This window comes from Phyllobacterium trifolii, from assembly GCF_014192095.1.
Classification (GTDB): domain Bacteria; phylum Pseudomonadota; class Alphaproteobacteria; order Rhizobiales; family Rhizobiaceae; genus Phyllobacterium; species Phyllobacterium trifolii.
Genome location: NZ_JACHXN010000004.1, coordinates 299906 through 324152, shown reverse-complemented (window position 1 = coordinate 324152; position 24247 = coordinate 299906). Strand labels below are relative to the sequence as shown.

The 24247-nt window shown below is 57.5% G+C and carries 21 protein-coding genes; 12 read left to right on the top strand and 9 right to left on the bottom strand.

All coding sequences use genetic code 11. From position 1 onward, the window contains the following. Positions 1–21 precede the first annotated feature (21 nt). Genes FHS21_RS08630 through aroQ form a run of 4 tightly spaced genes read left to right on the top strand, consistent with a single transcriptional unit; the run spans position 22 to position 4935 of the window. A complete protein-coding gene (locus tag FHS21_RS08630; protein WP_112531710.1) occupies positions 22–753 on the top strand; it encodes an amino acid ABC transporter ATP-binding protein in 732 nt (243 codons plus the stop codon). A gap of 34 nt (positions 754–787) precedes the next feature. Then, complete coding sequence (locus FHS21_RS08625) at positions 788–2557, top strand: FAD-dependent oxidoreductase (RefSeq protein ID WP_183661649.1); 1770 nt, start codon at positions 788–790, stop codon at positions 2555–2557. A 12-nt stretch (positions 2558–2569) separates the two neighbouring features. Then, positions 2570–4456 (top strand): bifunctional sugar phosphate isomerase/epimerase/4-hydroxyphenylpyruvate dioxygenase family protein, encoded by a 1887-nt coding sequence (locus FHS21_RS08620; protein WP_183661647.1) that lies wholly within the window; start codon positions 2570–2572, stop codon positions 4454–4456. Between the two features lie 29 nt (positions 4457–4485). After that, positions 4486–4935 (top strand): type II 3-dehydroquinate dehydratase, encoded by a 450-nt coding sequence (gene aroQ / locus FHS21_RS08615; protein ID WP_112531660.1) that lies wholly within the window; start codon positions 4486–4488, stop codon positions 4933–4935. A gap of 38 nt (positions 4936–4973) precedes the next feature. On the opposite strand, the gene FHS21_RS08610 is transcribed toward aroQ, so the two are convergent. Continuing rightward, a complete protein-coding gene (locus FHS21_RS08610; RefSeq protein ID WP_183661645.1) occupies positions 4974–6437 on the bottom strand; it encodes an MDR family MFS transporter in 1464 nt (487 codons plus the stop codon). A gap of 229 nt (positions 6438–6666) precedes the next feature. Further along, positions 6667–7836: a pyridoxal phosphate-dependent aminotransferase gene (locus FHS21_RS08605; protein WP_183661643.1), complete on the bottom strand. Its 1170-nt coding sequence runs from the start codon at positions 7834–7836 to the stop codon at positions 6667–6669. 93 nt (positions 7837–7929) lie between these two features. Between FHS21_RS08605 and FHS21_RS08600 the strand changes: the two genes are divergently transcribed. Both FHS21_RS08600 and FHS21_RS08595 read left to right on the top strand, forming a co-directional pair. Further along, positions 7930–8607 carry a GNAT family N-acetyltransferase gene (locus FHS21_RS08600; RefSeq protein WP_112531657.1) on the top strand — a complete coding sequence of 226 codons (678 nt, stop codon included), beginning with the start codon at positions 7930–7932 and terminating at the stop codon, positions 8605–8607. 232 nt (positions 8608–8839) lie between these two features. Then, positions 8840–9052 carry a hypothetical protein gene (locus tag FHS21_RS08595; RefSeq protein ID WP_112531709.1) on the top strand — a complete coding sequence of 71 codons (213 nt, stop codon included), beginning with the start codon at positions 8840–8842 and terminating at the stop codon, positions 9050–9052. On the opposite strand, the gene FHS21_RS08590 is transcribed toward FHS21_RS08595, so the two are convergent. From FHS21_RS08590 to FHS21_RS08575, 4 genes are all read right to left on the bottom strand, one after another. Then, positions 9049–10131 (bottom strand): nickel/cobalt transporter, encoded by a 1083-nt coding sequence (locus FHS21_RS08590; RefSeq protein ID WP_183661641.1) that lies wholly within the window; start codon positions 10129–10131, stop codon positions 9049–9051. The two genes, FHS21_RS08595 and FHS21_RS08590, sit on opposite strands and share 4 nt — an antisense overlap. A 281-nt stretch (positions 10132–10412) precedes the next feature. After that, positions 10413–11072 carry a DUF1007 family protein gene (locus FHS21_RS08585; RefSeq protein WP_112531654.1) on the bottom strand — a complete coding sequence of 220 codons (660 nt, stop codon included), beginning with the start codon at positions 11070–11072 and terminating at the stop codon, positions 10413–10415. A gap of 80 nt (positions 11073–11152) precedes the next feature. Further along, a complete protein-coding gene (locus FHS21_RS08580; RefSeq protein ID WP_112531653.1) occupies positions 11153–12052 on the bottom strand; it encodes a LysR family transcriptional regulator in 900 nt (299 codons plus the stop codon). Next, a complete protein-coding gene (locus FHS21_RS08575; RefSeq protein WP_183661639.1) occupies positions 12052–13242 on the bottom strand; it encodes an amidase in 1191 nt (396 codons plus the stop codon). Before FHS21_RS08575 ends, FHS21_RS08580 begins: the two co-directional genes overlap by 1 nt. Before the next feature lie 538 nt (positions 13243–13780). Here FHS21_RS08575 and odc2 point away from each other — a divergent pair. Both odc2 and FHS21_RS08565 read left to right on the top strand, forming a co-directional pair. Beyond that, entirely contained in the window at positions 13781–14914 is a 1134-nt protein-coding gene (gene odc2 / locus FHS21_RS08570; protein WP_112531708.1) for an ornithine/lysine decarboxylase, read from the top strand. 79 nt (positions 14915–14993) lie between these two features. Then, positions 14994–15608 carry a GNAT family N-acetyltransferase gene (locus tag FHS21_RS08565; protein ID WP_112531651.1) on the top strand — a complete coding sequence of 205 codons (615 nt, stop codon included), beginning with the start codon at positions 14994–14996 and terminating at the stop codon, positions 15606–15608. A gap of 28 nt (positions 15609–15636) precedes the next feature. Here FHS21_RS08565 and FHS21_RS08560 read toward each other — a convergent pair whose 3' ends face one another. The 3 genes from FHS21_RS08560 to FHS21_RS08550 all read right to left on the bottom strand — a co-directional run bounded on the left by FHS21_RS08560 (position 15637) and on the right by FHS21_RS08550 (position 18765). Continuing rightward, positions 15637–16257 (bottom strand): alpha/beta hydrolase, encoded by a 621-nt coding sequence (locus FHS21_RS08560; RefSeq protein ID WP_183661637.1) that lies wholly within the window; start codon positions 16255–16257, stop codon positions 15637–15639. A gap of 144 nt (positions 16258–16401) precedes the next feature. Then, positions 16402–17820: an NADP-dependent phosphogluconate dehydrogenase gene (gene gnd, locus FHS21_RS08555; RefSeq protein ID WP_112531649.1), complete on the bottom strand. Its 1419-nt coding sequence runs from the start codon at positions 17818–17820 to the stop codon at positions 16402–16404. Between the two features lie 111 nt (positions 17821–17931). Then, the gene (locus FHS21_RS08550) at positions 17932–18765 is read right to left on the bottom strand and encodes a MurR/RpiR family transcriptional regulator (RefSeq protein WP_106714460.1); all 834 of its coding nucleotides are present in this window, start codon (positions 18763–18765) and stop codon (positions 17932–17934) included. 124 nt (positions 18766–18889) lie between these two features. Between FHS21_RS08550 and FHS21_RS08545 the strand changes: the two genes are divergently transcribed. The 4 genes from FHS21_RS08545 (at position 18890) to FHS21_RS08530 (ending at position 24206) form a co-directional block, all read left to right on the top strand. Continuing rightward, positions 18890–19714 (top strand): N-formylglutamate amidohydrolase, encoded by an 825-nt coding sequence (locus FHS21_RS08545; protein WP_112531648.1) that lies wholly within the window; start codon positions 18890–18892, stop codon positions 19712–19714. Positions 19715–19783: 69 nt separating this feature from the next. Beyond that, positions 19784–21337, top strand: a complete 1554-nt coding sequence (locus FHS21_RS08540) for an amino acid permease (protein WP_112531647.1) — start codon at positions 19784–19786, stop codon at positions 21335–21337. Between the two features lie 79 nt (positions 21338–21416). Beyond that, positions 21417–22787 carry a glutamine synthetase family protein gene (locus FHS21_RS08535; protein ID WP_112531646.1) on the top strand — a complete coding sequence of 457 codons (1371 nt, stop codon included), beginning with the start codon at positions 21417–21419 and terminating at the stop codon, positions 22785–22787. A gap of 33 nt (positions 22788–22820) precedes the next feature. Next, positions 22821–24206, top strand: coding sequence for an aldehyde dehydrogenase family protein (locus FHS21_RS08530; RefSeq protein WP_112531645.1), 1386 nt, complete (start codon positions 22821–22823; stop codon positions 24204–24206). The last annotated feature ends 41 nt before the right edge of the window (positions 24207–24247 follow it).

The window sequence follows — 24247 nt, the reverse complement described above, 5'->3', positions numbered from 1 at the left end:
GAGACCAAAACCGCCCAGCCCATGGTAATGATGCGCGACGTGGAAAAATATTACGGCACTTTTCACGCGCTCAAGAACATCAATCTGACAGTTGCAAAGGGCGAAAAGATCGTGCTTTGCGGGCCATCCGGGTCAGGAAAGTCGACGTTGATCCGCTGCATCAATGCGCTGGAAGTCAGCCATGGCGGTGAGATCGTCGTGGCAGGGCACAGCCTGCATAACGACCAAAAAGCCATCGACGCCGTGCGTCGCGTGGTCGGTATGGTGTTTCAGCAATTCAACCTGTTTCCGCACAAGACGGTTTTGGAAAACTGCATTCTCGCCCCGATGCGTGTGCGAAAGTTGTCGCGAGCCGAAGCTGAAGCCACGGCCCGCAAATATCTCGAGCGGGTTCGCATCGGCGATCAGGCAGACAAATACCCGGCGCAGCTTTCCGGCGGCCAGCAACAGCGCGTGGCGATCGCCCGGGCACTCTGCATGGAGCCAAAGGCCATGCTTTTCGATGAACCTACCTCGGCCCTGGATCCGGAAATGGTCAAGGAAGTTCTCGACACCATGGTATCGCTCGCCCGCGACGGAATGACGATGATCTGCGTGACCCACGAAATGGGCTTTGCGCGCCAGGTTGCCGATCGCGTGATCTTCATGGCTGACGGCGAGATTGTCGAAGAGAACGATCCCGAGAACTTTTTCCGTGCCCCCAAGCATCAGCGGACACGGGCGTTTCTTGGTGAAATTCTGGCCCATCACTGAGTATCCGCCGCCTGAAAACGCGGGAGATAATCGCATGCACCGGACATTGAGCGAATCCAGTCGGACGTATGACGTGGCTGTCCTCGGGGCGGGCGCAGGAGGGCTGTCGGCGGCGATCTCGGCGGCGCTTGAAGGCGCGCGGGTGCTCCTGGTCGAAAGGTGCGCGCATCTTGGAGGCACAGCTGCCTTTTCCGCGGGAACGACATGGATACCTCTGACACGCCATTCGGTCGCGCTTGGCGCAAACGACAGTTATGAAAAAGTGTCGCGGTTTCTGGAGCGTGCTGTCGGAAATCAAAGTTCGGCGGTGCTCCGCAATGCATTTCTTGCCGCCGGGCCTGGCGTTATTGATACTCTCGAAGACAAGACCGACGTAAAGTTTCGTGCTCGCCCCTTTCACCCGGATTACATGTACGAACTGGAGGGGGCTTCGAGTTTCGGACGTGCGCTGGAGCCATTGCCGTTCGAGGCGGCGGCGCTTGGCGATGACCTGAAGTTGATCCGCCCGCCGATCCCGGAATTCACTGTGCTTGGCGGCATGATGGTTGATCGCGATGACATCGCCCATCTGATGAAACTCGGGAAATCCGTCACGTCGGCGGCCTATTCGGCGAAGCTGATCGCCCGTTATTACCTCGGAAAGATGCGCCATGGTCGCGGCACCAGGCTCGTCATGGGCAATGCGTTGATCGGGCGGATGTTGATGGCGGCCCTGAAACTCGACGTGACCATCCTGACGGAGACCGAAACGACTTCGCTTGTCATGAGTGGAACCAGTGTGACCGGAGTGAGATTGCGGCAGAAGGGCATCGAGCGGCAAATTGACGTTGCGGGCGGCGTCATCCTGGCATCCGGCGGTTTTGCCCAGCACAAGAGGTTGCGGCCGGAAAAACTGCCGCGTCCACTACCGGAATTCTCGCCGTCCGCTCCAGGCAGTACCGGCGCTTTGCATGACCTGGCCTTCGCGGCCGGAGCTTTTCATGGCGAGACCGCGTCGCAGCCGTGCTTCTGGGCTCCGGTTTCGCGCCGCCGCCGCAAGGACGGTTCGATGGCAGTCTTCCCGCATTTCGTCTTTGATCGATCGAAGCCCGGCATCATTTCCGTCGGGCGTGACGGCCGCCGGTTCGTCAATGAAAGCACGAGCTATCACCGCTTTGTTTCGGCCATGTATGCCATCAACAAGGAAGGTAGCCACATACCGGTCTATCTGGTTGCAGATGCGCGAGCGCTGAAGACATATGGATTGGGTATGATCCGGCCGGGCGGTGCAGGTATCCGGCCTTTCCTGGCGGACGGCTATCTCACCGAAGGAAAAACGCCGGAAGAGCTGGCCGCCAAGCTTGGCATCGATGCCGAAGGTCTCAAGGACAGCCTGGCGCGCATGAGTTCGTACGGGAAAACGGGTGCCGATACCGATTTCGCGCGCGGCACGACGGTCTATGAAAAGGCCAATGGCGATCCGGCGCATGGCCCCAATCCCAGCCTTGGTGCGCTGGACGCACCTCCCTTCTACGCCATCCGGCTCTGGCCGGGTGACATCGGCTCGGCAACCGGTTTGGTGGGGGATGAGCATGGACGTCTTCTGCGCCGTGACGGGTCGGTCATCGAAGGCCTCTATGCTTGTGGCAATGACCTGCAGTCGATCATGGGCGGCGCATATCCCGGACCTGGTATCACCATCGGCCCGGCCATCGTGTTCGGCGCGTTGAGCGGGCGTCATTCGGCTCGGCGCAGGGTTGCATCAGGTTCCACCGGCCAGGATTTTTCGCCTGAACATAAAATCGGGGCCCGGGCACACAGATAAAGGAGGTTCGTGATGAAGACATCCATTGCAACAGTGTCACTCAGCGGAGACTTGAAACAAAAGCTTGAGGCGATCGCGGCCGCCGGGTTCGACGGGGTGGAAATTTTCGAAAACGATTTCCTGGCATTCGATGAAAGTCCGGCCCAGGTTGGCCAAATGATCCGGGAACATGGGTTGGAAATCACCCTCTTTCAGCCGTTTCGCGATTTCGAAGGCATGCCTGAACCTCTTCGGTCGCGCACATTCGATCGTGCCGAGCGCAAATTCGATATCATGCAGGAAATGGGCACCGATCTCGTGCTTGTTTGTTCGAATGTTTCATCTGTTGCAATTGGCGGACTGGATCGTGCTGCCGCCGATTTTCATGAGCTGGGCGAGAGAGCAGCAAAACGCGGGCTGCGCGTTGGCTATGAAGCGCTTGCCTGGGGCCGCCACATCAACGATCACCGTGATGCCTGGGAAATCGTGCGCCGGACCGATCACCCGAACATCGGCCTTATCCTCGACAGCTTCCATACGCTTTCCCGCAAAATTGATGTCAATTCGATCCGCTCAATCCCCAAGGAGAAGATTTTCATCGTTCAACTGGCCGATGCGCCGCTGATAGACATGGATTTGCTTTATTGGAGCCGACATTTCCGAAACATGCCGGGTGAGGGTGATCTACCCGTGCTCGAATTTATGAAAGCAGTCGCCGCCACTGGATATGACGGGTATCTGTCGCTTGAAATTTTCAACGATCAATTTCGCGGCGGTTCCCCAAGAGCAATTGCTGTCGATGGCCGCCGGTCCCTTGTCTACCTGGAAGACCAGGTGAAACGTGCTGAGCCAGAAAAGAAGTCAGCCGTCCCTATGATGCCACCACGTGGCGTGGTGGAACGCGTGGCCTTTGTGGAATTCACGATCGACAGCGCAGAAGCACCGCAGCTTCAGGCATTGATTGCATGTCTCGGCTTCAAGGAAGTTGCAAAACACAAAACCAAACAGGTGTCGGTTTTTCGGCAGGGGGATATCAACCTTGTCATCAACACCGAGAAGAAGGGCTTTGCCAGCTCTTCCTATGCGGTTCACGGCACGTCGGCCTACGCCATGGGACTGATGGTCGACGATGCACGTGCCGTTGTAGAGCGTGCCATAGCGCTGGGCGCCGAACCGTTCGAACAGCCGCTTGATACCGGCGAGATCGAGATGCCGGCCGTTCGCGGAGTCGGCGGTGGCATTGTCTATTTCCTTGATCACAAGTCACCGCTCGACCGTATCTGGGAAATCGAATTCAACCAGGTTGAGGGTGATCCCACCCAGTCAGCAGGCCTACGAACTTTCGATCATATAGCGCAGACAATGAGGTATGAAGAACTGCCTACATGGCTCCTCTTCTATACGTCAATATTGCAAGCCCACAAGACGCCTATGGTCGACATTATCGACCCCGCCGGCATCGTGCGCAGCCAGGTCGTGGAGAATGATGCGGGATCTCTTCGGATCACTCTCAACGGAGCAGAGAACAAAAATACTCTGGCCGGACATTTCATAACGGAGACGTTAGGGTCCGGTATTCAGCATCTGGCTTTTACCACTGACGATATCTTTGCGACTGCAGAAGCTCTCAAGGCAAATGGCTTCGTACCACTTAGTATCTCGCCCAATTACTATGACGATCTGGAGGCGCGTTTCGGTCTCGACCCGGACATGACCGACCGGCTCAAAGGTCACAATATTCTCTACGACCGCGACGAAAACGGCGAGTATTTCCAGCTTTACAGCCCGACCTATGGGGAAGGGTTCTTCTTTGAGATCGTGCAGCGAACGGGCTATCGAGGCTATGGAGCCGCAAATGCCATTTTCCGGATTGCAGCACTTCGAAAGTATTTGCGTCCGGCAGGAATGCCTCACGCATAGCCCCGATTTGTTGGCCCAAGGAGATCTCCGTGAAAACCATCTACATCATCAATGGACCTAACTTGAATTTGCTCGGAAAGCGTCAACCGGAGATTTATGGGTTCGAAACGCTTTCAGATGTTGAAACACAATGCGTGGAACTCGCCACCGAATTGGGTGGGTCAATCCGTTTTCTCCAGAGCAACCGTGAATATGAAATTATTGATTGGATTCATGAAGCGCGTGGCAAGGCAGCCGGTATTATAATCAATGCTGGAGCATTCACGCATACTTCGATCGCAATTCTGGACGCCTTGAACACCTTCGAGGGAACCGTCATCGAAGTTCATATTTCAAACATCCACAAGCGCGAAAGTTTCCGGCACCATTCGTATATTTCCGTGCGTGCGGATGGAGTGATCGTGGGATGTGGGACGGAAGGTTACCAGCTTGCCTTGCGCAGGGTGATGTCACTCGCGAAAACAGTCCCCACGGCATAGTGTGGGGAACCGGAGCCCCAAGCCGCGCCGGCGGCAGTTCACGCTTCCTGGGTCTCCCGATGCACTTGGGGGCGTGGCACAAGCAGGCAGGCTGGCACGATCAACATGGCGATGAGAAGCATCGCGATGAAGGTCGCGTGCAGCGCGTGCTGGAGGGCAAGACGGATCTCTTCCGCGTCACTGGCGACGGCACTCGTGCCATTCAAAAGGCCCCGCAGCTGCTCTGGCGTTATCGAATGGCCGCTGGTGGTATGGGCCAGGCCGTAAGAGAGTACTGCACCAAGCAATGCTGCGCCGAGCGTGCTGCCCAAGTTGCGCGAAAAGACATTCGAGGCGGTAGCACTGCCGCGCTCATGCGCGCTTACACTTTCCTGTGTCAGGATCAATGCGCCGATATTGAGCAGGCCCATGCCGAAACCCATGACAAGGGAACCGGCCCCGGCCAATACGGCTGAACTTGAGGGGTTCAGCAGGACGAAAAGACATGTCCCGGCCGGAATGCATAGGCTGCCGGCGACCATGAGGGGTCGCAGACCGAGGCGTGCGAACTGTCGTGAGGCGATCGTCGCGCCCAGCGGCCAGCCCAACAACAGCATCGTCAACGCGAACCCCGCGACGAGCGGCGAGCGGTTAAGCACCGTTTGTACGTACATTGGCAGGAAGGTCGTCAGGCCCATTATCGACATGCTGGCGAAAAAGACCGCCAGGTTTGCGAATGCAATCGGCCGTTTCAGCCACAGGTCGGGGGCAACCATAGGTGCTTCGGCACGCCGTTCCTGCCAGATGAAGGCTACAAGCGTGACAAAGAAGACCAACAGCGCGGCGATAGCCTCGCCGGATACTGCGCTTTCCATCTCGGTCAAGGCAATCATCAGCGAGGAAATAGAAATGGCAAAAAGTGCGGCGCCAAGTACATCGATGGAGACGACCCGAGCCCGCTTTTCCTCGTGGAGGTAAAGGATGAACCCCAGTGCTGCGAAAAGCCCGACCGGAACGTTGATCCAGAATATCCACGCCCAGGGAAGGTTGTGGATGATGATGCTGCCAAGCAGCGGTCCAACGACGGCCGACAAAGCCCATACGCTTGCCAAATAGCCCTGCACCTTGCCACGTTGGTTCCCGGGAAAAAGATCGGCAACCACTGTCATGGCGACGGGTTGAATTGCCCCAGCACCGATACCCTGCAGCAGCCTGAAAGCGATCATCGACGGCATCGACCACGCGAAGCCGGCAAGTACCGAGGCGAACAAAAACAGTGCAATGCCGACGAGTATCACAGGCTTGCGACCATAAATATCAGCCAGCTTTCCGAATACCACGGTTGTCGCGGTCAGGGTCAGCAAGAACGAGGAAAAAACCCAGGAATAAAGATTGATTTGCCCCAACTGGGCGGCGATTTGCGGCATCGCCGTTGAAACGATCGTCGCTTCGATGGCGATCATCGCCATGCTTGCCATGATCGCGACTACAACGGGCGCGCGACGGGTAGTTTGCTCTGTCATGGATGGCTTTCAGACCAAACGGCGCGACTCAAGGATCGGCGTTCGGCGCAGATAGGAATAACGATGAGGACCTATCTAATCCTCGACGCTCGCGGGTCAAGCAGCAATTTATTGCGCGGGATCAAATCTCCGTTGCCTCAAGACGTATGGAACCGGGGCTCGGTCGCTCAAGCTTCAGGAACCTGCCGCGACCGCGCTCAAGAATTCCTGCCATAGCGTCTCCTACCGACTACTTAGTCAGGAACTTATCCATACGTTCGATGGCGCGGAGGATGTTTTCCTCCGAGTTGGCGTAAGACAACCGGATATAGCCTTCGCCAAGAATGCCGAAATCAGGTCCGCCGATCAGCGCAACGCCTGTCTCGTCCAGTAACGCCGTAGCGAGTTGCTTTGCCGCCCAGCCAGTCTCCTTGACGTTGGGAAAGGCATAGAACGCACCCTTTGGCGTGGCGCAGCTGATACCGGGCAGGCTGTTGAGGCCATCGACGACGACCTTGCGGCGGTTGTCGAAAGCTTTGCACATTTTGATCACATCATCCTGCGGGCCGTCGATGGCGGCGATACCGGCGAACTGGCTCGGCGCATTGACGCAGGACCAGCAATTGACTGCGAGCTTGCGCACCTTGTCATAGAGCTGATTTGGCCAGATCGACCAGCCCATGCGCCAGCCGGTCATCGCCCAGGTCTTTGACCAGCCATTGAGAATGATCAACCGGTCGCGGATTTCCGGAAAGCTGAGGAGCGAGCAATGCTCCTCACCATCGTAGGTCATGACGTCGTAGATCTCGTCGGACATGATCGCCACATGCGGATGGGCTTCGAGACCTTTCACCAGCTTTTCGATCTCGGATTTCGGCGTGACGCCGCCGGTCGGATTGGCAGGGGAATTCAGGATCAGGAGCCGTGTCTTCGGTGTGATCAACGCAAGGGTCTCTTCCGCTGAGAAGGCAAAGCCATTTTCTTCCCGGATGGGTACAGGGATTGGCTTGGCACCCGTAAATTCGATCATCGAGCGGTAGATCGGAAAGCCGGGATCCGGATAGAGGATTTCAGCGCCCGGTTCGCCAAAGATGAGGATCGCGGCGAACATCGTGACCTTGCCGCCGGGAACGATCATGACGTTTTCCGGCGAGACCTCGACGCCTGTCGTCGTGAGTGTGCGGCGCGCCACCGCCTCGCGGGCGGCAAGCAGGCCGTTCGCCGGCGTATAACCATGATGGCCGTCCCTCAGCGCCTTGATCGCCGCCTCCACGATGTGGCCGGGTGTTTTGAAATCCGGCTGACCAATGCCGAGATTGATGATGTCCTTGCCCTCGGCGGCGAGAGCGGTAGCCCGGGCGAGGACGGCAAAGGCATTTTCCTCGCCGATACGATCAAAACCAGCAATGGTCCGCAACATTTTCTTGTCTCACATACAATTTTCAACTTCTGCTTTGTGTGCGGAGTGGCATAACAAGTCAAATACTCTCAATTTCAGCGAGCAGATTTCACCATGACCGATCTGAAAGACTGGACGCCACGCCCACTCCCGGCCCGCGAACCGCTCGAGGGCCGCTACGTGCGGCTGGAGCCACTCGATGCCGCGAAACATGGCGACGGGCTCTACGAGGCATCGTCGGTTGCAGATGCGGACGACCGATTCAGGTTCCTGTTTGAAAATCCGGCGGAGGACCGCGAAGCATTTGCGGCGTGGCTGGAAAAGGTCGAGGCGAGCAAGGATCCGCTGTTTTTCGCTGTCATCGACAAGGCGAGCGGCAAGGTGGCCGGACGTCAGACGCTGATGCGTATCGACCCGGCTTTCGGCGTGATCGAGATTGGCAATATCTATTGGGGACCGTTGATTTCGCGTAAACCTGCAGCGACGGAAGCGCAGTTCCTGTTCATGAAATATGCCTTTGAGCTCGGATACCGGCGTTATGAGTGGAAATGCAACAATGCCAACGAGCCGTCGAAGCGCGCGGCGGAGCGGTTCGGTTTCAAGTTCGAAGGCATTTTCCGTCAGCACATGGTGCAGAAGGGCAAGAACCGCGACACGGCGTGGTATTCGGTCATCGATAGTGAATGGCCCGCGCTGAAGGCTGCTTACGAGGCCTGGCTTTCGCCGGATAATTTCGATGCCAATGGCAAACAGATCAAGCGGCTAGAAGAGTTTCGGGTCGTCAGCGCCTAATTGGCTGGCGCGACCATTGTGCGTGGTTCGACAGGCTCACCATGAGGGAACTGGTGGATTGCAGGGAGCCAGGCTCTACACCGTTAGTAATTAAGATGAAGCCCACCACCTCCCTCATGGTGAGCCTGTCGAACCACGCACAATGGTGTTGCATTCAAAATACCCCTGCACTTGCATAAAACCGCCACGCGGCTACAACGCACTGAGTGCATTGAACAAGGGCCAATCAAGCGTGACCGATCCGAAAACCCGTAATGCGGCCATCGCCGCCGCCTGTATCATGCTTGGCTTTGGCTTCGTCGCCTATTGGATGCCAACGCTCATGCTGGCGCTCGGCGAACGATCAACACTTGCGGCAGGGATTTTTGCCGTGGTCTTTGTCGCGGGTTTCTTTTTCGTCTTCTGGCTGCGCGCCAGAAAACAGCATGAGAATGACCAGCCTTAATATTGCAGCGAGGCGGTCAGCAGCAAGACGCCAAAGAGCACGATGAACAGTGCGCCGCCAATCTCGATGATGTTTTGAACGCGGCCTGAAAGCGCGGAAGCGCCGGAAACGCGTAGCGCAACATTCTTTGCTGTGACAGCCAGCGTTGCCAGTATGGCGACGGTGATGAATGTGCCGAGCGCCATGGCGAAGACCGAGAGAACGCCGCCGAGGACGAGGCCATTCAGCAGTGAGAAGGTTAGGACGATCAGTGCGCCGGAGCAGGGGCGAAGGCCAACGGCGATAATTGCCGACCAAGCTGTTTTCCAGTTGAAATCACCGGCGATCATCGCAGGATCCGGCGCATGCGAATGGCCGCAGGTTTCGCAGACCTCACCCGCCGCGTGATTGTGATGATGGCCGTGGTCATGGTGATCATGGCTGTGGACGCCGTGCGAATGACCGTGATCGTGATGGTCGTGGTCGTGGTCGTGGTCGTGGTCATGATGGTGATGGTGATCGTGACCCGCCACGATCTTTTCAGGCATCAGATGCGCGACACGCGGGCGGAAAAGCACCGGCACCTTGCGCCATAGCAGCGACAGGCCAAAGGCGATGATCAGAACGAAGCTCGCCATTTCCATATAATGCGTGGCGTCGTCCATCGAGACAGTCGTGCCGCGTAGCACGAGGAAGGTGAGGCCGATGACGAAGATCGCGGTGAAAGCCTGCAGCATCGACGACGCGAAAGAGAGGACGATGCCACGCTTCAGCGTCGTTTCATTGGCCAGCATGTAGGACGAAATTACCGCCTTGCCATGGCCGGGGCCGACAGCATGCAGAATACCATAAAGGAACGACAGGCCGACGAGGATCGACGCCTGCCATGGGTCTTCGCGCATGCCTTTGAGTGCATGCGTCATGGCGAGGTAGAAACTGCGCTGTTGCATGTTGATCCAGAGGATGATTTCCGCGAACGGACCCGTCGGTTGCATGGCAACCTCGTTCATACCGATGCCAAGCGAAGTTTTCTGCGCCAGCGCATGGCCACTGAAAAATAATGCGAGGGCAAGTGCGCCGAACAGGGTTCTTTTCCGCATGTTATCGTCCTAGAGCGGAGAACATCCAAATGGAATCGTTCTGCCGGAGGGAATTTGATTCAAGGGCAAGGGGTTTGGCGAGGCCGATGTTTATCCATCGGACGAAGCCGAAGCCCGAAGGATTTGGAGCAAATTCACCCGGCCCTTCGGGTTTCCGGCTGGCGGCCAACCACTTTGTCATGCGGCGTCGTCCGATGGATAAACATCGGCCTCGCCACCTTCCGCGTGGATTGTCTCGCCATCCGCGAAACAGAACTGGTTCCATTTGGACGTTCTCCGCTCTAGCTCTTCGCCGGGCATTCGATTTCAAGCCGCGTGGCGAATATCTTCGACATGTTGGTGCCGGTGGGATCGTTGAAAAAACTATCGGTCAGCGTTGCCTGGTTTTGGGCGATCGCCTGATCTGGATCGGGCCGCACAACCTTCTGGGTGCAGCCTTCCGGGACGCTGGTAACGTGGATGTCGCTGTCATTCACATAGTCGATGGCGGTGTAGAATGTCGGGTCATAGACGCCGAAACTTGTCTTCTTGCCGAGCTTAAGCGGCTGTTTCGGCTTGCTTTCGAAGATGATCAGCAATTGGTTGTTCTGGAAATCGGCGATCAGACGGTCGGGCGCTGCCATGACAATGGTCTTGCCATTGAGCTGCACGGTCTGGAAATAATCGAACTCGGAGACCGACTCGTTGATAGTGCTGGCAAGATCGGCGAGTTCCTTGTCATCCAGTTTCAGATCGCCGTTCTTGTCGAATTCGACGAGGACAGTGCTGGAGAACAAATCGTCGAAACGCCAGACATGACCGAGCTTCTCGACGGTGCCGTCCGGCTTGATGGTGATATCCAGACGAGCTTCGGCAAAGACATGCGGGTGCACGTAGGCCGGCGTGGCGAAGGTCAATCCCGCCGCCAGTGCGCCGATGAAAACCCCGAATCGTTGGTGCATGGAGTTGCCCTTAGTGGTTAGCGCAGAGGACTATGCGAAATTGGCGAAATTGGGACGATATATTATTACAGCATGATTGCTTAGACGCGGCGGTTGTCCTTGAACCACTTGGTCAGATAGTCGACAAGAACCCGCACTTTCGCCGGCAGGTAACGACGATGCGGATAGACCGCATAAATCCCGGCGTCATGCATTACGAATTCGTCGAGGATGGAAACCAGCTTGCCGCTTTCGATATCTGGCTGCGCAATGAAATCAGGCAGCAGGGCAAAGCCCAACCCGGCGAGCGCCGCGCGCCGGGTTGCGAGCGGGCTGTTGATTTCCATTGGACCGGATAACTGGACGGAAATCGACGGCCCATTCTCTCTTTGGAACTGCCAGGTATTGCGGGAGCGATTGTTGGTATCCACGATACATGGCAGGGAGGACAACTGCTCCGGCCGTTCAGGTTTTCCAACGCGCTCGATCAATTCACGCGTGCCGCAGGCGATGACCCGAAAGGGGGCAAGGCGCTTGGCAATGAGGGACGAGTCCTGCATGCGGGTGATGCGTATGGCGAGGTCGAAACCTTCCTCGACGAGGTCGACAAAGCGGTCATCCAGCCGCACATCGAGAATGATATCGGGCTGCTCGGCGCAGAAATCGATGAGGCATTGGCCGATGTCCGCATCAGCAAAGGATCGCGAGGCCGAGATCTTGATGCGGCCTCTGATATCGCTGCTCGATTCGCGCACCGTTTCCTGCAGGCTCTCGACCTCACGCAGGATTTCACTGGCGCGCTGATAGTAGGTGTGGCCCGCTTCGGTCAGCGAAAACTGCCTCGTGGTGCGGTTGAGGAGCAATGCTCCGAGTTCATCTTCCAGTTCGCGCACATATTTGGACAGGAGAGCCTTGGACCGCCCGATCTTCCGCGCTGCGGCGGAAAAACCTTCCGCTTCCACGACGTCGATAAAAGCGCGCATGCGGGTGAGCGTGTCCATCAGACCCTTTCAGCCGATTGAAGAATCGTTCTGCCAAGCTTGAGGAGCGCACGGTCACTGCCTTTCGGCCCAATCAACGAAATGCCGAAGGGTGCGCCATGTACTTCGCCGAGCGGCAGGGTGATCTGAGGAAAACCGGAAAGGCCGGAAAGACAGAATAGCCGCACGCAGCGCTCGCGATAGGCCTGACTGTCTTCAAAAGACGTGCTGACAAGCGGGGCCGCACCCGGGACTGTCGGCAGGACCATGATGCCGTCATCCTTCAAAAGGTCGGCCAACTCCCTGCGAAAAAGATCGCGGCGCGTCATTTGCCGCTGGTAGGTTTCGAGATCGATGGTCGAGCCATAATCGAAACGTTCCTTGACGGCAGGACCGAGATTGCGCTCTTTCGCCGAAATCCATGCGCCATGTTCGCTCCACGCTTCAAACGCCTGGACCTGGCGCAAACACAAATAGAGATCGTCCATGGATGCGGTCGGCTGACGCGCCGAGCGAGCATGGCCGAGATGGCCGCTGACGATCGCATACATGTTCCGGTAGGCCGTATCTTCCGCTTCGCCAAGCAGGAGGTGTTCGAGCAGCGGAAAGAAGATCGGTCGATTGAGTTTGAAATCAGAAGTGTCCGGGCCAAGCAAAACGGCGCCGACCTTCTCATAGAGCGCAATGTCCTTGGCGAACCAGCCGAACGTATCCAGCGAATGCGCGAGCGGCATGGTTCCTTCGAGGGAGATGCGTCCGTGGGTCGTGCGAAGACCAACGAGGCCGCAGAAGCTTGCGGGAGCACGGATCGATCCGCCCGTGTCGGAACCCACGGCAATGGTGGCAAGACCGCCCGCTACCGCCGAGACGGAACCTGAAGACGAGCCACCTGTCACGCGGTCAGGAGCCTTTGGGTTGACCGGATAGGGAAAATGCGTGTTCTGGCCCATCATCGAGAAGGCAAGCTCGTCGGTCTGGGTCTTGCCGATGAAGCGAGCACCCGCATCGAACAGGCTCTGAACTGCAGGGGCGGTCCGGCTTGGAGGCAGTGATTCGTCATATTTTTGCGGATTTCCGCAACCGGTACGCATGCCGGCAACGTCAAATATGTCTTTGACGCCGAGTGTTTCGCCGTTCAGCGGGCCATCGCCCGACGAAAGGTTAACCAAGGGTAAATCAAGAAGGGCATTTAGCGGGGGAATTGTGCTCATCGTTCAATGATTCTAGGGCATTTATCCCCCGTTGTTCAATGAATAAAAAATTTTGCCCTGCCGCATTATTTTCATTGATTGGACACAACTTTCCTCTTATATGCCCCTTGCCCAAAGTCGCACGTGCCCATGGGTGTCCGCCGATCTTCATTATGGTGAGGAAACGGTATGGTACCTGGAACTAACCCCTCCAGTCAGTTTGTCGGCCTACTGCCAAGCTGAGGACATCTGAAGCAACGACGGTGCGGGCCTTTCTGGTGTCTTTCGGCTGTCCATAAGCCGGAATTACTGAAGAGGCACACCTTCATTGCCGGTAGTGCGGATGGGTTCATCCAAGCCAAGGCAGACAAAGCGGACTGACGCTGACTTTAGCGTTGATCCATCGCCGCATGACCATTCGCGTGTACCAGCATCTCCAAAGGCTGGCTTCACGAGGGACGGATTCATGCACTTTGTCCTTGCGATTTTTCAGGGTGCGTCCCGTGAAATCGCGATCGCTTGAGCGGCCATACCAGCCGCTATGGAATTGGAGCTTAACATGGCTACGCAGCGCATTCTCGACTTCATCAACACCCGACGTCCGAACGGCCCTTGCATGGTGCTCGATCTGGAAGTGGTGCGTGAGAATTATCATAATTTCGAGATGGCTTTGCCGGAATCGAAGATTTTCTATGCGGTGAAGGCCAATCCTGCGCCGGAAATCCTGCGCCTGCTCGCTTCGCTCGGCTCCAATTTCGATACGGCCTCTGTCGCCGAAGCCGAAATGGCGCTTGACGCCGGCGCGACGGCTGACCGTATCTCTTTCGGCAATACGATCAAGAAGGAGCGCGATATCGCGCGCGCTTTCGAGCTCGGCATTCGCCTGTTCGCTGTCGATTGTGTCGAGGAAGTCGAGAAAGTAGCCCGCGCTGCCCCCGGTTCCCGTGTATTCTGCCGTGTCCTCACCGACGGTGCCGGTGCCGAATGGCCGCTGTCGCGCAAGTTTGGCTGCGTGCCTGCGATGGCTGTGGATGTTCTTCTTGCCGCGCAGAAGCTTGGCCTCGACAGCTATGGCGTGTCGTTCCACGTGGGTTCGCAGCAGACGGACCTTGCTGCTTGGGACCGTGCTCTCGGCGATGCGAAGTACGTCTTCGACAAGCTCGCCATGGAAGGCATCACGTTGAAGATGGTCAATATGGGCGGCGGTTTCCCGACCCGTTACCTCAAGGACGTGCCAACCGCCCAGGCCTATGGCCAGGCGATTTTCCAGGCATTGAGCAAGCATTTCGGCAATCGCCTGCCCGAAACCATCATCGAGCCAGGCCGCGGCATGGTCGGCAATGCCGGTGTCATCAAGGCTGAAGTCGTGCTCGTCTCGAAGAAGGCCGCGAATGATAATGTACGCTGGGTCTATCTCGACATCGGCAAGTTCGGCGGTCTTGCCGAGACGATGGACGAGGCGATCCGCTACCAGATCACCACGCCGCGCGATGGCGACCTCGCCGAGCCTTGCGTTCTTGCGGGCCCGACCTGCGACAGCGCCGACGTGATGTACGAAAAGAACCCCTATCCGCTGCCGATCTCGCTGACCATTGGCGACGAGGTGCTGATCGAGGGAACAGGTGCTTATACCACTACGTATTCTGCCGTCGCTTTCAACGGGTTTGAACCGCTCCGATCATACGTCATCTAACCGGGCTTTCCCGGTTGTGGACTGTTGTCCGGCTCGCCGGACAGCGATGACGCACCCTTATGATTGATTGGTCAAGACAATGAGCGCAGTAGAATTCATCGAACAAAATCTGCATCCGGACGGATCGCAGGCCTTTATCATACGCAATGAGACGGCGCTGGACGAACGTGCCCGCGAAGCTTTGCTCGACCGCGCCATGGGCGAGGGACGCCGCCGAAAGTCGTCGGAAAAGCTGCGCCGCGGCCGGCTCCCCTCCGAGGGCCTGGCATTCGTCGCACGCGGGATCAATGGTGCGCTGCTCGGCACGGTGCGGCTTTGGGATATCCAGGCTGGACATGATGCGACAGGCAAGCCCGTGCGAGCGCTGCTGCTTGGACCGCTTGCGGTCGAACCTTCACTCAAGGGCAAGGGCATTGGCGTGGCATTGATGCGGCACGCAACAGCAGAGGCTGCACGGCTCGGCCATGGTGCCGTCATTCTGGTGGGCGATCCGGAATATTACGAACGCTTCGGCTTCAGCGGTGCGAAGACAGCAGACCTTGCCATGCCGGGTCCGGTTGAACGCCGGCGCTTTCTGGCGCTGGAATTGAAGGCGGGCCACCTTGAAGGGTGCCATGGGTTGCTGACCCCAAGGGGTCGCCGCTCATCGCATGCGATGAGGGTATTGCCGGTTTCGCTACGGTTCTCGCGATAGACAAAAGCCGGCCCTTTCGGGCCGGTTTTCATTTTAACACCGTAGCGCGGACGAAACGTTCGATGGCAGCGACTTCGCTTTGCTGGATTTCGTGGCCGCCGGAATGCCAGACGAGATCGGTCTCAACCCCTTGCTCTATCAGATAATCTGCGAAGGTCTGCGTCAGAACCGGCGGACAGATCGTGTCCAACCTTCCTGCTGTGATCAGAGCGCGCTTGCCAGCAAGGCCGAGCTGCGGCTCAGGCGTCCATGGAACAAGCGGATGCATCAAGACGGCTTCATCAAAAAGCTCGGGACGGGACAGCATCACGGAGGCGATCATATTTGCTCCGTTGGAATAGCCAAGTGCCACCGTTTTCGATGGCTTCGCCTTGTCTTTGTGCGCGCGAATGAACTTCGCCATGGCGCTGGTGCGTGCGGCAAGGTCGTCCATATCGTAGACGCCTTCGCGTGTCCGGCGAAAGAAGCGTGCGGCGCCATGCTCGGAGACATCGCCGCGGGGCGAAACAATTCCAGCTTCCGGCAGCAATTGTCTGCCAAAATCGAAGAACTGGTTTTCGTCACCGCCGGTGCCATGGAATACGAAAAGCAACGGGCTTCCCGGCCGTTCAGCAGAATATAAACGATGTTGGTACGCGTTGGTCGACATGTCTAACCTTTCAGTGCGGCGTCTTCGTCCGCTTGGCTATTTGGTTGGGTTTGCATGCCCCACAGATGTGGAGGGAGCCAGGGTGGTTAAACCCGGCTCCCGCTTGATGCACTGTCGCTGTCTCATAGACAATCCGATTGATGATTAATTTGCTTCCGACCAGGGACCATGAAAATCGCCTTCCTCGCCGATCCGTTTGAAGCCATGCGCACCGAAGAAATCGCGCTGAGCCTGGATGAGGTTAGCTGTGCCGCGCGCCTGCCGGAAGCTATCAAAATAGCTTAGCGCAGCCGCCAGCGCCGGCGTCGGCAGGCCTGCGAGAGCGGCCTCAGCGACGATCTTGCGCAACGATTGCGATCCGGTTTTCATCCGTTCGACGAAGGCCGGCGCGAGCAGCAGATTTTTACCTTCGCTGCCTTCAAAGGCGGCAGCGATCTGGTCGAGGAATTGCGAGCGGATGATACAGCCGGCGCGCCAGATACGGGCGGTGGTGGCGAGCGGAATATTCCAGCCATGTTCCTTCGACGCGCCGGCCATGACATCGAATCCTTGGGCGTAGGCTGCGATCTTGCCGGCGAGCAAACCGTCTTCCAGCGCGTCGATGAACGCTTGACCGCCATCCGCGAGTTTTGCGGTGCCGAGATCGCGATAGGCTTTTGACGCTTCGCTCCGCTCCTTGACCAGCGACGAGATTGATCGCGCAGCCACTGCTGCTTCAATGCCGGTGGCCGGGATGCCGAGCATCTGCGCCTCGATGGCAGCCCAGCGCCCGGTTCCCTTTTGGCCCGCGCTATCGAGGATGACGTCGACTGCGGGTTTGCCAGTCTTCTTGTCGGTCGCAGCCAAGACCTTCGCAGTGATCTCGATGAGGTAGGAATTCAGCGGGCCGGCATTCCACTTCTCGAAAATTTTGCCGATGGCATCAGGAGCGAGGCCGAGGCCATCGCGCAGCACACCGTAGACCTCTGCAATCATCTGCATGTCGGCATATTCGATGCCGTTGTGGATGGTCTTGACGAAATGCCCGGCACCATCAGGACCGAGCAGGGCGGAGCAGGATTCACCCTGGTACTTCGCAGAAATTGCTGTCAGCACCGGCTCTATGCGGGCGTAGGATTCAGGTGTGCCGCCGACCATGATCGACGGGCCATGCCGCGCGCCTTCTTCGCCGCCGGAAACGCCCATGCCAACGAACGTCGGATCGTTTGGTCCGAGTTCGGCAAGACGGCGTACCGTATCGTGGAAATTGGCATTGCCGGCATCGATGATGATGTCTTCCTTTGCAAGGAACGGCTTCAGCGCGGCTATCTGCTCGTCGACGGCTTCTCCGGCTTTGACCATCAAGATGATCGGCCGCGGTGCGCGGATATTCTTCGCGAGATCTTCCAATGTTTCGCAAGGGATGATCTGGTCTTTCAGGCTACCAGTCTCTTCGTAGAACTCGTGAGTCTTTGCCACTGTCCTGTTGAAAACCGCGACGCGATAACCGTTCTCAGCGATATTGAGCGCCAGATTGGCGCCCATGACGCCAAGGCCGATCAATCCGATGTCAGCTTGCTGCATGATTTTGGTCCTTGCTTATTTCGATGCTCAGGTCCGAGGGACGGCTTCGGTCCGGGATGAGCATTTGTATATCAACGAGCACCGGCGGCAATGGCTAGTTGTGTTCACAATCTAATTATCACGCAGCTTTTCCATATCGCGAATACGATCCGCACTGCTCTTTTCCAGTTTGCGCGTGACTTCTGCGATCAAGGTCTCGGCCACAAGGAAGAGCGTCGCAGACGAATCCCAGGGCGAGGGTACGGCCGTGCGGCCGGCGATGACATGACGGGCAAAGCGGGCGATGGGCGAAAGCCATTGATCGGTTATCAGGACAATCTCCACTCCGCGTGCCTGTGCCTTTTCGGCGAAGCGGATCAGGCTCTGCTGGTAGCGGCGGATATCGAAGATGACGAGGACATCCTTCTTTCCCATGTCAATGAGGTGGTCGCGCCAGTGGCTTTCCTGGCCAGTGAGATGGGTCACGCCCGGTCGGGTGATCTTGAGATGCGCGGCCATATAGCGGGCAATCGGATCGGTGAAGCGGCCTCCCAGAAGATAGATGCGGGCGCGGTTGCGGCTGATTGCATCGGTCACATCATCCAGTTGTTGTGCCGAGAGATGCTGGAAGGTCTCACGAATATTCTCGATTGCAGCTTCCATGAGAGGGAATACCGGGCCGTCTTTCGCGGTCTGGATCGTGCTCGCGCGGTTCCATGGCGATTGCACCTGGGCGGCCAGTTCCTCCTGCAGCGCTCCCTGGAAATCCGGGTAGCTCTGGAAGCCAAGACGGGAAACAAAACGGAGAATCGTTGGCGAGCTGACGCCGGCCTGAGTCGAAAACTCGGCCACAGTGCGCAAGCCTATCAATGGATAATTGGCGATCAGTGTCTGCGCAGCTTTGCGCTCCGAAGCGGGCATCGCGTCGATTTTCTCGGCTATCAGCTCGGAAATGCTGGTCGTCATCGATGTTTCCCCACGAAATCCGGTTTTCGGATTTGACAATCTTGCCTGTTATGTATCAAACCATACGAGAGTGGAAATAAAAACAGAAAATGTAACGTAAGATACAGTTGCCGAAGAGGGCAAGATGGGCCAACGCCTTTCTCAAAGGACGCCGCGGACAGTGGCGGATGACTGGAATCCAGTCCGGGTATCGAACCCCGACGGGCGCTCACAGTTTGTCATCCTTTGCGACCATGCCTCCAACTACATCCCTGATGGCTTCGGCTCGCTTGGCCTCGATCCGGACGACTTGCAGAAACATATCGCTTGGGACCCCGGCGCACTGGGCGTTAGCCAGGTGATGAGCCGGGAGCTCGACGCGCCGCTGGTCGAATCCTGCGTGTCGCGCCTCATCATCGATTGCAACCGGCCGCTCAACGCGCCGGACCTCGTGCCGTCGTTGAGTGAAGTGACGACGATTCCCGGCAATGTGGATCTGGATGAAGCAGCTAAATCGCAGCGGGTAGCGCTTTCGCACAAGCCATATCACGCGGCCATCGAGAAGCTGGCAGATGAGCGGGCAAGCAAAAGCATGCCTGATCCGATCTACGTGGCGGTGCACTCCTACACGCCGGTCTATCGCGGAGTTAAGCGCCCCTGGCACATCGGCATCATCCATGATGCCGATGACAGGGTTGCCGCGCCATTGATTGCCGGGCTGCAGGCGTTGAGTGAGTTCAATGTCGGCATCAACCAACCTTATTCACCAGCAGACCGTGTCTATTACACACTGGAGCGACACGCTTCTGCCTTTGGATTGCCGGCTGTGATGATCGAGATTCGAAACGATCTGATCACCACACCATCAGAAGAACAGGCGTGGGGCGTCATGCTTTCCAGGCTGCTAAGGGAGAACGTGGAACCCATCGCGTTCGAAAGCAATGGGTTCGCCAAGAAGGGGACTGCATAAACAAAACTACGGAGTAACGCTCTCGCGAGTATCTGACGTTGCAACTTACCAGAATAATAGGGGAACGTGATGACACAGCAAGACTATACTGAGACAGACAAATCGGAGGACATAAAGGTCCTCCACAGCATGGGTTATGCCCAGGAACTGGAGCGGCGGCTCAGCCGCTTTTCGAACTTCGCCGTATCCTTCTCGATCATCTGCATCCTTTCCGGCGGCATCAACTCGCTGGCGCAGGCAACCTCTGGCGCTGGCGGGGCAGGCATCGGCATCGGCTGGCTGGTGGGGTGTTTCGTCTCGCTGACCTTCGCGGTCGCCATGTCGCAGATCAGTTCGGCCTATCCGACTGCTGGCGGCCTTTATCACTGGGGATCGATCCTCGGTAATCGCGGCACCGGCTGGGTCACTGCCTGGCTCAATCTGCTTGGCCTCATTACCGTGCTTGGTGCCATCAATGTCGGCACGTGGACGTTTTTTGTCGGCGCGTTTGGTGCAACGCTCGGCATTGAGAACACGATCACGACCCAGACGATCTTTCTGATTATCATTACCGGCGCTCAGGCACTGATAAATCACCTTGGGATCAAGCTGACCGCCAAGCTCACGGACTTTTCCGGTTACCTGATCTTCTTCGGGTCGATCCTGATTGCAGTTGTCTGCCTGTTCGCGGCAGAGACCTGGGATTTCGGCCGGCTCTTTACCTTCCAGAACTATTCCGGCGAGGCGGGTGGCAATGTCTGGCCGGCCGTTTCGAACTGGTGGGTGTTCGCACTTGGCCTGTTGCTGCCGATTTATACAATTACCGGCTATGACGCTTCAGCCCATACGTCGGAAGAAACCATCAAGGCGGCTCATTCTGTGCCGCGCGCCATGGTCATGTCGGTCGTGTGGTCAGCAATCTTCGGCTACCTGTTCCTTGCATCATTCGTTCTGATGATCCCGAACATGGACGAAGCCGCCAAGCAGGGCTGGAACGTGTTCTTCTGGGCATTCGATCAGCGAGTCGGGACTGGCCTCAAGGAATTCGTCTATGTCGTCGTCTTCCTTGCGCAGCTGCTCTGCGGTCTCGCAACGGTGACATCAGCCTCGCGCATGATCTTCGCCTTCTCGCGCGACGGCGGATTGCCCGGTTCCTCGGCCCTCGCCAAGGTCAGCCCCACATACCGTACGCCGGTCGCCGCGATCTGGACATCGGCAGTCCTTTCAGTCCTGTTCGTCTGGGGTTCGTCGCTGGTATCGGTAGCAGGAACCTCGGCCTATACGATCGTCGTATCCTGCACGGTCATCTTCCTGTTCCTTTCCTTCACCGTGCCGATCGTGCTTGGTCTCCTGGCGTGGGGAACTCCGAAATGGGACAAGATGGGTCCATGGAACATGGGGCGCGCCATCTTCACGCTGTTTGCGATCCTCTCGATCCTTTCGATGATCCTGATCTTCATCATCGGCATCCAGCCGCCTAACGACTGGGCGCTCTACATCACCGTAGGCTTCTTCATTCTGACGGCCGTTATCTGGTTCGGTTTCGAAAAGCGCCGCTTCCAGGGGCCGCCGCTCGGCGACATCATCGCCAAGCGCCAAGCCGTGATTGCGGCCGCGGAAAAGGCGGTCGGCGAAAAAGGCTGATTTCAGGAATAGGGGCGACCGGTTTGGCGCCGGTCGCCCCTTTTATTTTGACCCGCAGTGATATTTCAAAGGAAAAAATATGCCCGGACACTGGAGTTTCGACGACCTAAAGCGCCGTGTGAACAATGGCGAGATTGATACCGTTCTGGCCTGTTTCGTCGACATGCAGGGCCGGCTGATCGGCAAGCGATTTCACGCCTCCTATTTCGTCGAGTCGGCCCACGACGAGACTCATGGCTGCAACTACCTGCTCGCCAACGATATCGATATGGAGCCGGTGCCGGGCTACAAGGCGGCGAGCTGGAAACAGGGCTATGGCGATTTCGTCATCAAGCCGGATCTTTCCACGATCCGCCATATTCCATGGCTGGAGAAATGCGCGCTGGTGCTGTGCGATATTCTCGACCACCATCACCATGAGGACCTGGCGCATTCGCCACGCAGCATCCTGAAGCGCCAGCTCGCCCGGCTGAAGGAGCGCGGCTATCTCGCCTACTTTGCCTCCGAGCTCGAATTCTATCTCTTTGACGAGACCTATGAGACCGCCCGTGGCAAGCACTGGAAGGGCATGAATACGGCGTCGCCCTATATCCAGGATTATGTGATCCAGATGACCACCAAGGAAGACGCAGTAATGCGGGCTATCCGCAACGGGCTGTTCGATGCCGGTATTCCCGTCGAGAATTCCAAGGGCGAATGGGGACCCGGTCAGGAAGAGATCAATGTGCGCTATGCGGAGGCGCTGGAAATGGCGGACCGCCATGTCGTCATGAAGAACGGCTGCAAGGAGATCGCCACTCAGATGGGCAAGGCGATCACCTTCATGGCGAAGTACGATTATTCACTGGCAGGAAGCTCCAGCCATGTCCACAACTCCCTGTGGAGCGCCGATGGCAAGACGCCGCTGTTCTATGACAAGAAGGCGGAACACACGATGTCGCCCCTGATGCGGCAGTGGGTGGCGGGCCAGCTGAAATATGCCGACGACTTCACCTATTTCCTCGCACCGTACATCAACTCCTACAAGCGCTTTCAGGCGGGCACTTTCGCCCCGACCAAGAATGTGTGGAGTCTTGATAATCGCACCGCCGGTTTCCGTCTCTGCGGCGAAGGCACCAAAGGCATCCGCATTGAATGCCGCATCGGCGGCGCCGATCTCAACCCCTATCTCGCGTTTGCCGGCCTGATCGCTTCAGGTCTTGCCGGAATTGACGAAAAGCTGGAATTGGGTAAGCCATTCCAGGGCGATGCCTATGGCGGGGCGCGCTTAAGGGAAATCCCGAAGACGCTGCGCGAGGCAACAGATACGCTCGGTCGCTCTAAAATGCTGAAAGAAGCGCTCGGTGAAGACGTGGTTGAGCACTATGTGCACACGGCCAAGTGGGAACAATTCGAATATGATCGCCGGGTGACCGACTGGGAGTTGCATCGCGGCTTCGAACGGTATTGAAGACCCTTAAGATCAAGACACAGAGGTTTTGCCATGACCGAGACGGTCAAATTGATTACCCCGATCGACGGTTCCGTCTATGCCGAACGTCCTGTCGCTACCGATAAGGCTATAGACGCGGCTGTTGAATCCGCAAAGCAAGCGCAGGCGGACTGGGCCCAGACGAGCATTGCAGAACGGGGCCGCTTGTGCCTGGCGGCGCTTGACGCATTGCTCGCCATGAATGACGAGATTGTGCCGGAGATCGCCTGGCAGATGGGCCGTCCGGTACGCTATAGCGGCGAAAAGGGTGGCGTGGAAGAACGCACGCGCTACATGGTCAAGATTGCTGAAACGGCGCTGGCTCCAGTCGTAGAAAACGACAGGCCGGGCTTTCGCCGCTATATCAAGCACGTGCCGCTCGGCGTCGTCATGGTCATCGCGCCGTGGAACTACCCCTATCTCACGGCGGTCAACACGATCATTCCGGCACTGATGGCGGGCAACAGCGTGATCCTCAAGCATGCGGCGCAGACGTTGCTCGTCGGCGAGCGTTTCGCCCAGGCCTTTGTCAAGGCGGGCCTGCCGAAAGGTGTCTTCCAGAACATCGTTCTCAGTCACGCCCAAACCGAAAAACTGCTGGCTTCGGGGAAGATCGATCACGTGAATTTCACGGGTTCTGTCGGCGGCGGACGCGCTATCGAAAAGGCGGCGGCCGGTACATTCATGACGCTTGGACTTGAGCTGGGCGGCAAGGACCCGGCCTATGTACTGCCAAACGTCAACCTCGACCATGCGGTTGCCAATCTCGTCGATGGGGCCTTCTTCAATTCCGGCCAGTGCTGTTGCGGCATCGAACGCATCTATGTCCACGAGAATGTTTATGACCGGTTTGTCGATGGGTTCATCGATCTCACCAAGCAATATGTCGTCGGCAACCCGCTCGATGCGGCAACGACGATGGGACCGATGGCGCAGACCCGCTTTGCCGATCTCGTGCGCGAGCAGAAGGCGGAAGCCCTGCGCAAGGGGGCAAAAGCGCATGTGAACATGAGCGTTGCCAATGACAAGGCCGGTTCACCCTACCTTGCGCCGGAGGTGCTTACGGGTGTCGATCACCAGATGAGCGTGATGCGCGAGGAAAGCTTTGGTCCGATCGTCGGCATCATGAAGGTGCGCAATGACGAGGAGGCGGTGGCCCTGATGAACGACAGCCAGTACGGGCTGACGGCCTCGTTGTGGACGACCGACACGGATCACGCAGCGGATATCGGCGACCGGATCGAGACGGGCACGGTATTCATGAACCGTTGCGACTACATCGACCCGGCGCTGGTCTGGACCGGCGTCAAAGAGACCGGCAAGGGCGCGGCGATGTCGGCTATCGGCTATGGCAATTTGACTAGGCCGAAATCCTTTCATCTGCGTGAAGAGATTTAACGATCAGCATGACTGTTGTGCGTGGTTCGACAAGCTCACCA

Excerpts from the sequence above, each read along its gene's own strand:
- FHS21_RS08610 (WP_183661645.1), bottom strand. The coding sequence starts at position 6,437 with ATGACAGAGCAAACTACCCGTCGCGCGCCCGTTGTAGTCGCGATCATG.
- odc2 (WP_112531708.1), top strand. The coding sequence starts at position 13,781 with ATGGCTACGCAGCGCATTCTCGACTTCATCAACACCCGACGTCCGAAC.
- FHS21_RS08580 (WP_112531653.1), bottom strand. The coding sequence starts at position 12,052 with ATGGACACGCTCACCCGCATGCGCGCTTTTATCGACGTCGTGGAAGCG.
- FHS21_RS08530 (WP_112531645.1), top strand. The coding sequence starts at position 22,821 with ATGACCGAGACGGTCAAATTGATTACCCCGATCGACGGTTCCGTCTAT.
- FHS21_RS08605 (WP_183661643.1), bottom strand. The coding sequence starts at position 7,836 with ATGTTGCGGACCATTGCTGGTTTTGATCGTATCGGCGAGGAAAATGCC.
- FHS21_RS08550 (WP_106714460.1), bottom strand. The coding sequence starts at position 18,765 with ATGACGACCAGCATTTCCGAGCTGATAGCCGAGAAAATCGACGCGATG.
- FHS21_RS08545 (WP_112531648.1), top strand. The coding sequence starts at position 18,890 with ATGGGCCAACGCCTTTCTCAAAGGACGCCGCGGACAGTGGCGGATGAC.
- FHS21_RS08620 (WP_183661647.1), top strand. The coding sequence starts at position 2,570 with ATGAAGACATCCATTGCAACAGTGTCACTCAGCGGAGACTTGAAACAA.
- FHS21_RS08535 (WP_112531646.1), top strand. The coding sequence starts at position 21,417 with ATGCCCGGACACTGGAGTTTCGACGACCTAAAGCGCCGTGTGAACAAT.
- gnd (WP_112531649.1), bottom strand. The coding sequence starts at position 17,820 with ATGCAGCAAGCTGACATCGGATTGATCGGCCTTGGCGTCATGGGCGCC.
- FHS21_RS08630 (WP_112531710.1), top strand. The coding sequence starts at position 22 with ATGGTAATGATGCGCGACGTGGAAAAATATTACGGCACTTTTCACGCG.
- FHS21_RS08625 (WP_183661649.1), top strand. The coding sequence starts at position 788 with ATGCACCGGACATTGAGCGAATCCAGTCGGACGTATGACGTGGCTGTC.
- FHS21_RS08585 (WP_112531654.1), bottom strand. The coding sequence starts at position 11,072 with ATGCACCAACGATTCGGGGTTTTCATCGGCGCACTGGCGGCGGGATTG.
- FHS21_RS08540 (WP_112531647.1), top strand. The coding sequence starts at position 19,784 with ATGACACAGCAAGACTATACTGAGACAGACAAATCGGAGGACATAAAG.
- FHS21_RS08590 (WP_183661641.1), bottom strand. The coding sequence starts at position 10,131 with ATGCGGAAAAGAACCCTGTTCGGCGCACTTGCCCTCGCATTATTTTTC.
- FHS21_RS08565 (WP_112531651.1), top strand. The coding sequence starts at position 14,994 with ATGAGCGCAGTAGAATTCATCGAACAAAATCTGCATCCGGACGGATCG.
- FHS21_RS08600 (WP_112531657.1), top strand. The coding sequence starts at position 7,930 with ATGACCGATCTGAAAGACTGGACGCCACGCCCACTCCCGGCCCGCGAA.
- FHS21_RS08575 (WP_183661639.1), bottom strand. The coding sequence starts at position 13,242 with ATGAGCACAATTCCCCCGCTAAATGCCCTTCTTGATTTACCCTTGGTT.
- FHS21_RS08560 (WP_183661637.1), bottom strand. The coding sequence starts at position 16,257 with ATGTCGACCAACGCGTACCAACATCGTTTATATTCTGCTGAACGGCCG.